Origin of the sequence: Sulfitobacter sp. HGT1 (assembly GCF_013282155.1) — a bacterium.
Lineage (GTDB): Bacteria > Pseudomonadota > Alphaproteobacteria > Rhodobacterales > Rhodobacteraceae > Sulfitobacter.
Map to the genome: position 1 here is coordinate 232,324 of NZ_BLWI01000008.1, position 11,773 is coordinate 244,096.

Below are 11,773 nucleotides of genomic sequence, written 5' to 3' on the forward strand. Positions count from 1 at the left end.
CCTCGCGATGGGTCCGAAACAGCACCGGATTGAAGGCCGCCTCGCCGCCAATCACACAAAGCGTTCACCAGCCCCCCCAACCGCAGTTGCAAGGATCACGCAGCGGGTAGCCCCTAACGCCCCACGGCGGCTTTGATCCTTCCATTGTATGCGGTAGGTACAGTCAAACCGAATGATGCGGCGTCAGCTTTGCAAGCTTGCAAAGCTGGTTCGGCGGATGCACTCGAAATAACACAATGAACTGTAATATGCTTGAACCTGACCAGCTCCCTCGCACGTTGAACGACTATTATAACCGTGCCCGTGACAGCATGAGTTCGGAAAACCGCGCATATTTCCTGTCCGGTGCCGGCGGCGAAGAAACGTTGTTGGCGAATGAAGAGGCCTTTGTTCGCGCACGCATCACGCCACGGCCGCTGCGCGAAATGGGCGGCGGATCAACGGCGACCTCAGTGTTAGGCCAACGGCTTGCGGCACCCCTGCTGATTGCGCCCTTTGCCTATCACCGGTTGCTGCACCCTTCGGGTGAGATCGCAACGGCCCAGGGTGCCGGGGCACAGTCGATCAAGATGATCCTCAGCGCGCAAAGCAGTGTGGAGTTGACCAATGTGCAAGCGGCTGCGCAAGGCTGCGACTGGTTCCAGCTTTACTGGATGGGCAGCCGGCAGGCCACGCTTGAGCTGGCGGAAATGGCCTTGGCGGCGGGGTTCGGCACGCTTGTCTTGACCATCGATGCACCAGTGCAAGGCGTTCGGGACCGCGAGATAGAGGCCGGTTTTCAATTGCCGCCTGACGTGAGCGCGGTGAATTTAGCGCGGTTCGCCCCGCCCCGTTTCACCGCACCAGACGAAGGGCAATCGTTTATTTTCGACCGCATCGCGCATCATTTGCCAAATTGGGACGATGTCGCCTGGCTTGTTGAAACGGTGCAGGTGCCGGTTCTATTGAAAGGCATCCTGCACCCCGAGGATGCCGCCCGCGCGGTCTCCATCGGGGCCGCTGGCGTGATTGTATCGAACCACGGCGGGCGTGTCCTGGACAGGGCCCCTGCGACCCTCGACGTGCTGCCGGCAATCGTCGAACGGGTCGGGCCGGACTATCCTGTGCTTATGGATGGCGGCATCCGCCGCGGTGTCGATATTTTCGTCGCTCTTGCCTTGGGGGCAAAGGCCGTTTTGATCGGCCGCCCTGTGGTGTGCGGTCTTGCCGTTGCAGGTGAACTGGGCGTCAGCCATGTGTTGCGCCTGCTGCGCGACGAATTGGAGGTTGCCATGCTGCTGTGCGGATGCGCCAGCATCGACGACATCACGCCGGATATGGTTCACCTAAAGCTGTAACGCAGCGGGATCATCAGGGTGAATTGATCACCAACTAGGTAATTGGGCGGTGTCGGCATCTTTTCCAACTGCTCGACCGTCCTGACCGCTGCGCCATCAAGGATCGGCGACCCCGAAGATTGCGCCACTTCCGTCGACACCAGCACCCCATAGCGATCAAGGGTAAAACGGATCTGGACCTCCCCTTCGATGCGGGCACTGCGTGCTTTTGCCGGATAGGTCTTGGCCCCGCTGATCAACAACACAATGCTCTTTTGCCAGTCGCGAATTGCCTCGGTCTGCTTGGCGGTCAAGCCTTCGCTCGCCGCTTCGGCACTGTCTGCCTCGGTTTCGGCCTGCACCCCTGCGACCGACTGCTCGGAGGCTGCGCGGTCCTCGGCCCCGACCTGACTTTCCGCGTCGATCTGGTCGGGGTCATGCTCGGTGGCGATCTCTTCGGCAAGATTTTCCGTTTCGGCTTCGGGCTCCGGCGCGGCAACGCCGAATTTCAGGCTTTCATCTTCGACATCATAGGGGATTTGGCTCAGAATAGGCTGTTCGGCGGCCTGCGCTGCCTCAACCACCTCGGGGCTTTCGGTCACGGTCGGGGCCTGCTGGCTTTCCTCTTGGGCGAGGCTGTCCTCCTCCAAGGCGGACGGGGCCGCGATGATATCCGACAGATCAAACATGATCGCACCCGTGATGCCTTCGGGCTGGGTTTCATCCAGCTCGGGCTCGGGTGTCTTGCTCAGGATTTGCGCCGGAAATCCGATGTGCAAAGCGGCGCTGAATGCGATGGCACCCAGCCAGAAGACCGGCTTTGTGCTGCGCGTCGTATAGGTCAGGCTCATGGTTGATCTGCCGCTAGCGCCCCGTCCGCATCGGGGGCTTGGGCGACGTTTTCATCCAGCCCGACCAGACCGACTTTCAGAAAACCATCGGCCCGAAGGACATTCATGACCCGGATAAATTCGCCGTAAGGCACTGATTTGTCGGCGCGAATGTAAATGCGCGTGTCACGTTTTTGCAGCGTTGCAATGCCAACGTCGATAAACAGCCTGTCATGGGTGGTGCTGGTCTCTCCGACCGACAGGGCCAGATCTTCGGTGATGGTGATAAACACCGGATCCGCCGACCGCACCGGGGCATCGGCAACCGCCACGGGCAATTCAACCGGAATATCGACCGTGGAAAGCGGCGCTGCGATCATGAAGATAATCAGCAGAACCAGCATGACGTCGATAAAGGGTGTGACGTTGATCTCGCTGTTTTCGCTCAGATCACCATCATCGTCAGCGCGAAGCCGGGAAGCCATGTCGATTACTCCGCCGCTGGTACTGAAACTGATGCCAGCCGGGGCTGACGCGGCTTTGCGCTTTCGTCCTTGGTGGCCAGATCAAGATCGCGCGACAGGGTGCGTTCAACAAGCGCACCGGCATCCGCCAGCATGACCTTGTAGCCCCCCATGCCACGCGCCAGAATGTTGTAAAAAATCACGGCGGGAATAGCGGCAACAAGCCCGATGGCGGTGGCCAGCAATGCCTCGGCGATACCCGGTGCGACGATGGCCAGATTGGTCGTGTTGCTTTCTGAAATGGAGATAAAGCTGTTCATGATCCCCCAGACCGTGCCGAACAATCCGACAAACGGCGCGGTCGACCCAACGTTCGCCAAAACGCCCGCGCCAAGGCTCATGCGTCGTGCGGCTCCTGCCTCGATCCGCGAAATCTCGGAACCGACCCTTTCCTTGATGCCCGCTTTCATCGCGGCCCCCTCGCCCGAACAGGCCCGCTCGCGTTGTGCGGCGCGCACCATCTGCCCGACAACCCCCTGTTTGCGCGCAAATTTTTCTTGCGCGGCAAGCAACGTTCCTGACCGGTCCAAGTCACGGTAGCGGCGGCGCAGCACGCCACGTTCCCACCGCAGGACCATGATTTTGGCCGCAAAGATCACCCAAACCAAGGCAGAGGCGAAAAGCAGCGACAGCATGACGCCTTTCACCATCCAGTCAGCCGCCATGAACATGCCAAGGGGCGACATCTCGTTGTGGCCCGCGTTCTCAAGCATCGTTGTGAAGGTTTCAAGATCAAACGCGGCTGCCGGACCAGCGGCGGCGATCCCAATGAAAATAACGGCGGAAATCGGGGAATATTTCATGTCTCAGGTCTCTGCCCATGTGCGAATAAGGTTGTGATAAATGCCGGTCAGCCGGACCGTTTCGGTGGCGTTTGATCCGATTGTTGTGCTGAGCGACTGAATGGATTGATCCAGATCGAACAAGATCCGGCGATGCGCGTCGGACCTGATCATGCTTTGCAGCCAAAAAAACGACGAAACCCGCGCGCCACGGGTAACGGGTGTCACCTCATGCAGGCTTGTCGCCGGATACAGGATCATATCCCCGGCGGGCAGTTTCACCGTTTGCGTGCCGTAATGGTCCTCGATCACAAGCTCGCCGCCGTCATAGTCCTCGGGCGCGCTTAGAAACAGGGTCATCGACAGATCGGTGCGCAGACGTTCCTGGGTCAGCGGGTTGACCCGGATCGCGTTGTCGATGTGCGACCCAAAGGTTTCCGCCTGCTCGTATTTGTTGAACATGGGCGGCAAAATGCGGGCCGGCAGTGCGGCAGAAATAAACAGCGGGTCTGCCGTCAGTTTTTGCAGAATGAACTTGCCCAGGGTCTGGGCGGCATCCGATGCGGCTGGCAACTGCTGGTTCCGCTTCACCTCGATGGATTGCGGGCCGGCGGTGGTTGATCCGTCTTCCCAATCGGCGGCATCCAGATGCGCGCGCACCTGATTGACCTCATCTTTGCTCAGGACGGAGGGGATCGTGATTAGCATGGCAGAACCTCTGGTCGGTGCGGGCAACCCGAAAGCTGCCCGCAGTGATGGTTTTCGGATTAGAATTTCATTTCGTACGAGACCGAAATTTCACGGCCAGGTGCGACATAGGTGAAGGGTGTTCCCGAACGGTAGGCAGCGTCATAGACGATCGTGTCTGCGACATTGGTGATGCCCATCTTGAGCGTGGCATTATCGGCAACTTCGTATTCACCCAAAAGATCGAAGGTCCAGGCATCCGGCAGGGACCGGCCATTTGCAGCCGTGCTGCCCAGATCAATCGCGCCCTGATAGTTGACACGCCCGCCCAGCATCAGCTTGTCGGTGACCTGATACGTCGCAAGAATGTTGATCTGTTCATGGGCAACATTCGCCACCGACAGACCGACATTGCCACTGTCTGCGCTCTCCAGAATTTTGCTGTTCATGAAATTCGCACCGCCAAACAGGCTAAGCCGGTCATTCACTTTGCCAGCAACCCCCAGTTCGAGGCCGCGGATACGGTATTTCAACGTATCAGAGGTTACAGTCGCCCCGCGCGGTCCGATATCTTCGCGGGCATTGTCCTTGGTCGTTTGATAAAGCGCCGCCGTCAGCAACAGATCAGGCGAGAAGCTGAACTTGGCCCCCAGTTCGAGCGAGGTGTTTTTTTCCGGTGCCAACCCCGAGCCGTTGGTATCAAGGCCGCCGTAAAAACCACCGCCCGCTTCCAGCTCTTGTCCGGCCGGATTGGTCGAGGTTGCCGCCGCCCCATAGACATTCAGCCGGTCGCTGAGGGCGTATGTCGTGCCAAGGTTCCAGTTGAACATGACGTCGTCGCGGGCAAGGGTATAAGCTGTCCCGCCGCTGATGCCCGACCGTTCGATATCATAGATATCCACCCGCACGCCGCTGTTTACCTTCAGCCGGTCCGACAAGGCGACCGTGTCGAGCGCATAAAGCGAGGTGGTTTTGACCGTGGTCGCTGTGACATCCGTGCCCAGTTGCGGTTGCTCGCCGCTCCAGCAGCCCTCTGCGATGGGGTCAGGGTTAATTGCGTCGACGGTGCAGCCGTTCTGACCTGAGGGCGGCAGATAGTCTTCACTGCTCAGGTTTGAATAGCTCCGTTTTTCGATCTCTTCGCGCGATGCGGCCAGACCAAAGACAAACTTGTGATTTGCCCCGCCTAAATGCCTTTCGCCTGCCAGCTCAAGCACATTGGCGATCACATCGGTTTCCTGATTCCAGCTTTTGAAGCTCAGCCCGACCTGCCAGTCCTCCGGATTGGCGGAATCGTTGTCGATCAAACGGCTGGGTGCGGTCAGGACATAATCATTCGTGGATTTCGACAGCCGCAAGGTGTTGGTAAGCGTCAAACCGTTGCCAAAGGAATATTGCGCCTTTGCCGTACCCACCGTTTCTTCGACGGTCTGGAAATCGCGCCCCGGAACACCATAGAATGTGGTACGGTCGACCCCGTATTCCGTCACCGGACCCACCACACCCAGATCGGCATTGTTCACAAACGGCACCCCCCAATCGGGTGTTTGCTCGATCTTGGTGTAGCTCAGGTTCCCTTCCAGTATCAGCGCCTCGGTCGCCTTGAAACGCACCGCCATTGCAGCACCTTCGCGGTCGTCGGTCACAACATCACGCCCCGCCACGGCACCGTCTTGCAACAGCCCGTTGAACCGCAGCTGAACGCGGTCATTGATCACCTTGTTGGTGTCGATGGTTTGGCGCACGGTCGATGCGTCGGTGACGGTCGTGACGATGCGTGTGAAATCAATGTCCTGAGAGCTTTTGGAAATGATATCGAGCGCACCACCTGTGGTCCCCCGCCCACCGACAGTCCCCGCCGGCCCTTTGGTGACTTCGACCTGTTCGGTGTTGAATGTCTCGGCGACGCCGGTGCCCGGGCTACGAACGCCATCGGTATAGACGTCGTTATTGGCCTTGAACCCGCGGATATAAATGTTGTCCCCGAAAGAATTGCCGCCTTCGCCGAACCCAAGCGATATCCCCGGCGTCGAACGGGCGATCTCTCGGACGCTGGTCGTACCGGTGGTTTCCAGAACGTCCTGGGTGATGGCCGTCACAGTCCGAGGGGTGTCTTTCAGCGGGCCGGGCATCCGGCTGTTTGCAAGGCTATTGGCTTTGAACGGGGAATTCGGATCTGCATAGCTACTTCCACCCGCCGCCGCTTTTGCCGCGGCAAGGGCTGTGGCTGCTGCCAGTTCCTGTGCTTCGCGCTCTGCCGCTTCTTGCGGGGCGCATACCGCCGTTCCGGCCAATACTGGCGTGCAGACCGCAGGTGCCGCCACGCGCGGTTTCGCAGCGCGGCGCGGTGCAGGCTTGGATTTTGCAGGTTTGCGTACCGGGCGCGCTTCTTCGGTGGTTTCCACCTCGACCGTGGGCAGAATGATCAGATCGGTGTCCTGCGCGGACGCACCTGTCGTCATACAGGCCATTGCCAAGGAAGCCCCAAAGCCCCCGACAATAAGGGCAGAGTTTCTTTGGGGTTTGCCCGAGCAAACGCTATTTTCAGGAATTCGACGCATTGGTCCCTCGCTATGAATGTTCAACTTTTACGCTGGCTGCTCATAGAGAGGTTCGCTTGCTTTAGGCGGGAACGCTTAATCCGACTGTTTTAGTAAGTAAAGGCTTTTTCTTTGATTTTTTGATGGTTTACGGGCACTCACCCCGCCCAGACCGCAGAATGCAGATCAAAGGTTGGAGATTCCAGTGGAAGCTTGGTACCCGATAAAGTTCTCGGCCGATGTCCAGCGTGCCTATCCCCTGCACCTGATGCAAAGCTTCATGCCACCTGTCAGATTGGCATCGGCCTGATTGCTTTTATCGGCCATGGGATTTGGGATTTAGGATCAGATGCTATACCCCGACGTGTTAAGCAACACGCCATCACGGCCCGATTCAATGCCAGCCGTCCCTGCTCTGGCACGATCCAAACTTGCCCAAGCCGCGCAGGCCCCCGTTCTGCCCTTCGCAAAAGCTGCCCTGCGGGGGCTCTCTTGGATGCGCCACAGAAAAAGGGGTGCCACAAAGACACCCCAAGGTTCACATGACCATGCTCATTAGTTTACCGCTCGTTTTGTCTTATGCCTGCGGCTTGGTCAGCGTCAGGGGCGAGCGCACCCGCCCCGGATTCAATTTCAATTCGGCGTGGCGGTCGGGGTTGGTTTTGCCCCTGACAAGCGGCACCAACCGCCCGACCGTCACTATTTCTTAGCTACAGCCGGATGTCCCGCCGCAGGTGTTGCACTTCATGCAGGTGCCGTTGCGGACCAGCGTGTAATTGCCGCATTCGCCGCAGGCTTCACCCTCATAGCCCTGCATTTTCGCCTTGGTGCGCGCGTCGATCCCGACAGCACCGCTGGAAACTGCGGTGGTCGATGACATCGACGTGGACACCGATTGCGCAACCGCGGTGGTTCCGGCGTCCAGCACCGCAAGATCGGCCATGCCGTGCCCGCCTTGCATCAAGACCAGTTCCTGCGGCATCCGGTTGCGCAGATATCCGGTGGAGCTGATCTGTTTCAGCACTTCCAACGACCGCGTCGCGGCGCTCTCGGAAATCTCGGACACGTTGCGCACGCCTTCTTCTTCGCCGCGTCCGATGGTGTCGAAGGACGCGCCTTCGGGTTTCACATGCGCCAGATCGGTGCGGTCCAGATAGGACACAGCCAGTTCGCGGAAGATATAGTCAAGGATCGACGTTGCATTCTTGATGCTGTCGTTGCCCTGAACCATGCCTGCGGGTTCGAACTTGGTAAAGGTGAAGGCATCGACGAATTCCTCGAGCGGCACGCCATATTGCAGACCAACCGACACGGCGATGGCAAAGTTGTTCATCATCGCGCGGAAACCCGCACCTTCCTTGTGCATGTCGATAAAGATTTCGCCCAGCTTGCCGTCGCCATATTCGCCGGTGCGCAGATAAACCTTGTGGCCGCCGACGATGGCCTTTTGGGTATAGCCCTTGCGACGCTGAGGCATCTTTTCGCGGTGCGATTTGATGATCTCTTTGACGATGACCTTTTCGACGATCTTTTCGGCCAGAACCACGGCTTTTTCGTGCATGCTGCCCGATTCCAGCGTTTCTGCTGCTTCGTCATCATCCTCGACCAGCGCCGATGCCAAAGGCTGCGACAGTTTCGATCCGTCACGGTACAGGGCGTTGGCTTTGACACCCAGCGACCAGGACAGTTCATAGGCCTTTTGGCAGTCTTCGATTGTTGCGTCATTCGGCATGTTGATCGTCTTGGAGATCGCACCCGAGATGAACGACTGTGCCGCTGCCATCATGTAGATGTGGCTGTTAACCGACAGATAACGCTTGCCTCTTTTACCGCAGGGGTTGGCGCAATCGAAGATATTGTAGTGCTCTTCCTTGAGGTGCGGTGCACCTTCCAATGTCATGGTGCCGCAAACATGGTCGTTGGCCGCATCCACATCTTTCTTGGAGAACCCAAGGGATTTCAGCAGGTCGAATGTTGGATCATTCAGCATTTCCGCCGGGATACCAAGGACTTGGGTGCAGAATTCCTCGCCCAAGGTCCACTGGTTGAACACAAAGCGGATATCAAAGGCCTGCGCCAGCGCCGCGTCAACCTTGGCCAGTTCGTTCGCGCCAAAGCCATGGCCCACAAGTGTGGTGTGGTTGATGCCCGGTGCGTTGCCGATGCTGCCGTGACCGACGGCATAGGCGACGATCTCTTCGATCTGGGCCGAACCGTAGCCCAGCTTTTCCAAGGCCGCCGGAACCGACTGGTTGATGATCTTGAAATACCCGCCACCGGCAAGCTTCTTGAACTTCACCAGCGCAAAGTCGGGTTCGATCCCTGTCGTGTCACAATCCATCACCAGACCGATGGTGCCTGTGGGGGCAATCACCGACACTTGTGCGTTGCGATAGCCGTGCTTTTCACCAAGGCGCAGCGCTTCGTCCCATGTGGATGTCGCGATGGCCAGCAGGTTTTGCTGCGGGCAGTTTGCGTGATCCAAAGGCACCGGCTTGACCGCCAGCGCTTCGTAGCCATCGGCATTACCCATCGACGCGTTGCGGTGGTTGCGGATGACGCGCAGCATGTGGGCCGCGTTTTTCTTGTAGCCCGGGAAGGCCCCCAATTCGCCCGCCATTTCGGCGGATGTGGCATAGGAAACGCCGGTCATGATCGCGGTCAGGGCACCACACAAGGCGCGGCCTTCGTCGCTGTCATAGGAATAGCCCATGTTCATCAGCAAGCCGCCGATGTTCGCATAACCCAGACCCAAGGTGCGGAAGTCATAGGACCGCTGCGCGATTTCCTTGGAGGGGAACTGCGCCATCATCACCGAGATTTCGAGTGTCACAGTCCACAAACGCGAGGCGTGCATGTAGTCTTCGACCTGGAATTCGCCGTCCTTGAGGAAGGTCAGAAGGTTCATCGACGCAAGGTTACAGGCCGTGTCGTCAAGGAACATGTATTCGGAACAAGGGTTTGACCCACGGATCGCGCCGTCTTCGGGGCATGTGTGCCATTCGTTGACGGTGTCGTGGTACTGGATGCCCGGATCGGCACAGGCCCATGCGGCGTGGCCAACCTGTTCCCACAAATCGCGGGCACGGATGGTTTTCGACACGCGGCCTGTGGTGCGGTCCAGCAATTCCCAATCGGCGTCTTTTTCAACGGCATGCAGGAAGGCGTTGGTCACGCGGATCGAGTTGTTGGAGTTCTGGCCGGAAACCGACGAATAGGCTTCGGAATCCCAGTCGGTGTCATAGGTCGGGAATTCGATCGAGGTGTGGCCCTGCTTGGCATAATCCAGCACGCGCTTGACGTATGTCTCGGGGATCGCGCATTTCTTTGCGTCCTTGATCGCGGCTTTCAACTGCTCGTTCTTGGCGGGGTCATAGGCGTCGGCCTGAATGCCGTCCCATGCTTTGATCGCCGCGAACAGCTTGTTCAGCTCGCGTTCGTGCATCTTCGATCCGGCAACGATGGACGCCACTTTTTGCTCTTCGATGACCTTCCAGTTGATGAAGTCTTCGATATCGGGGTGATCCGCATCGACGATCACCATTTTCGCAGCACGGCGCGTGGTGCCACCGGATTTGATCGCACCGGCAGCGCGGTCACCGATTTTCAGGAAACCCATCAGGCCAGACGATTTGCCACCGCCCGACAGCCCCTCGCCTGCACCGCGCAAGCTTGAGAAGTTGGTGCCTGTGCCGGACCCGTATTTGAACAGGCGTGCCTCGCGGACCCACAGATCCATGATGCCGCCATCGCCGACCAGATCATCCGCGACAGACTGAATGAAACAGGCGTGGGGCTGCGGGTGCTCGTAGGAGGATGTCGAGCGGGTCAGCTTGCCGGTTTTGTAGTCCACATAATAGTGACCCTGCGCCGGACCATCGATGCCGTAAGCCCAGTGCAGACCGGTATTGAACCACTGCGGGCTGTTCGGGGCACCGGACTGGGACGCCAGAATGTGGCGCATTTCGTCGTAATAGGCTTGGGCGTCTTCTTCGGTGGTGAAATAGCCACCCTTCCAACCCCAATAGGCCCATGCGCCTGCCAGACGGTCGAAAACCTGCTTTGAAGACGTCTCGCCGCCCATGGTCGCGTCATCGGCAGGAACCGAGCGCCACAGGAATTCTGGCACGCCCTTTTCTTTGACCTTTTTGGTCGCAGAAGGCACGCCGGCTTTGCGGAAATATTTCTGGGCGATCACATCAGAGGCGACCTGGCTCCAGCTCGAGGGGACTTCGACGTTATCGAGGTGAAAAACAACCGATCCGTCCGGGTTGCGAATTTCGGAAACCGTGCTCACGAAATCCAGCTTTGCGTATGCATCTTGCCCGGATGTGGTGAATTTTCTTTCGATCTTCATATCTGTCGCCCCATGTGCTCAGCTCAATTTCAAATGACAGGTCCTGACATTGCAGACCGCCCCAACTGCACCGACTTGAGAAAGAGACTGCACCCGCGCGTGACCAAGCTGCCCCGCACCAAGCGTTCAAACGTGCGTTGAAGCTGCGTTTGCCTGTCCTGCCTCATTGGTCCGCCGCCTAGCGTTTACCACTAGATGTAGTGGCGTGACCGTCGATTTACACAAACTGACGTATAGAGGCCTATCGGGTCAACGAAAATATTCTGGAATTTCGCGAAGTTCAGGGTTGACCGAACCGGCATTTCTTGAGGCGACCGGACCCGCGGTGATTCAACCCAACGATATACACAAGCTGCCCGTTTTGCCGCCCCTCGAGCCCGCGTGTGGATAAGTCAATAAACCCCAAGGTTTAGCGGCAACCCCTCATCCATCACTTGAGATATCCACACAGTGCTTCACAGCCCTCTGGGGATAATTCGCAAATCAGCATGAAGTAGAAAAAAAATTGCACCACACAAGATGAAGTCCGATTATTGGGTAACCCGACAAGATGTAGACAGTGCTGAAACACAAATACAGCGTTCTGATCTGCATAAAGCAGATCAGGAACACTATATGTGGTGGTTCTTAAAGTGGTCGGGGCGAGAAGATTCGAACTTCCGACCCCCTGTACCCAAAACAGGTGCGCTACCAGGCTGCGCCACGCCCCGACTGAGGCTTACTTAGCCAAAGGTGAT

The 11,773-nt window shown here is 58.1% G+C and carries 7 protein-coding genes and 1 tRNA gene; 1 reads left to right on the plus strand and 7 read right to left on the minus strand.

Going from position 1 to position 11,773, the window contains the following annotated elements; translation table 11 throughout:
- Window positions 1-248: 248 nt before the first annotated feature.
- On the plus strand, window positions 249-1,337 hold the full coding sequence (locus tag HGT1_RS07390) for an alpha-hydroxy acid oxidase (protein ID WP_255200129.1): 1,089 nt from the start codon (window positions 249-251) through the stop codon (window positions 1,335-1,337).
- Here the strand turns inward: HGT1_RS07390 and HGT1_RS07395 are convergent.
- The 7 genes from HGT1_RS07395 to HGT1_RS07425 all read right to left on the minus strand — a co-directional run bounded on the left by HGT1_RS07395 (window position 1,322) and on the right by HGT1_RS07425 (window position 11,746).
- Entirely contained in the window at window positions 1,322-2,167 is an 846-nt protein-coding gene (locus HGT1_RS07395; protein WP_176249287.1) for an energy transducer TonB, read from the minus strand. The genes HGT1_RS07390 and HGT1_RS07395 overlap by 16 nt on opposite strands.
- A complete protein-coding gene (locus HGT1_RS07400) occupies window positions 2,164-2,631 on the minus strand; it encodes a biopolymer transporter ExbD (protein WP_176249288.1) in 468 nt (155 codons plus the stop codon). Before HGT1_RS07400 ends, HGT1_RS07395 begins: the two co-directional genes overlap by 4 nt.
- A 5-nt stretch (window positions 2,632-2,636) precedes the next feature.
- Window positions 2,637-3,473, minus strand: coding sequence for a tonB-system energizer ExbB (gene exbB, locus HGT1_RS07405; RefSeq protein WP_176249289.1), 837 nt, complete (start codon window positions 3,471-3,473; stop codon window positions 2,637-2,639).
- A gap of 3 nt (window positions 3,474-3,476) precedes the next feature.
- Complete coding sequence (locus HGT1_RS07410; protein WP_176249290.1) at window positions 3,477-4,160, minus strand: Fe2+-dependent dioxygenase; 684 nt, start codon at window positions 4,158-4,160, stop codon at window positions 3,477-3,479.
- 59 nt (window positions 4,161-4,219) lie between these two features.
- The gene (locus HGT1_RS07415; protein WP_255200130.1) at window positions 4,220-6,601 is read right to left on the minus strand and encodes a TonB-dependent siderophore receptor; all 2,382 of its coding nucleotides are present in this window, start codon (window positions 6,599-6,601) and stop codon (window positions 4,220-4,222) included.
- Between the two features lie 784 nt (window positions 6,602-7,385).
- Entirely contained in the window at window positions 7,386-11,036 is a 3,651-nt protein-coding gene (locus tag HGT1_RS07420) for a vitamin B12-dependent ribonucleotide reductase (protein WP_176249292.1), read from the minus strand.
- 633 nt (window positions 11,037-11,669) lie between these two features.
- Window positions 11,670-11,746: transfer RNA gene (locus tag HGT1_RS07425), tRNA-Pro, on the minus strand.
- Between the last annotated feature and the right edge of the window lie 27 nt (window positions 11,747-11,773).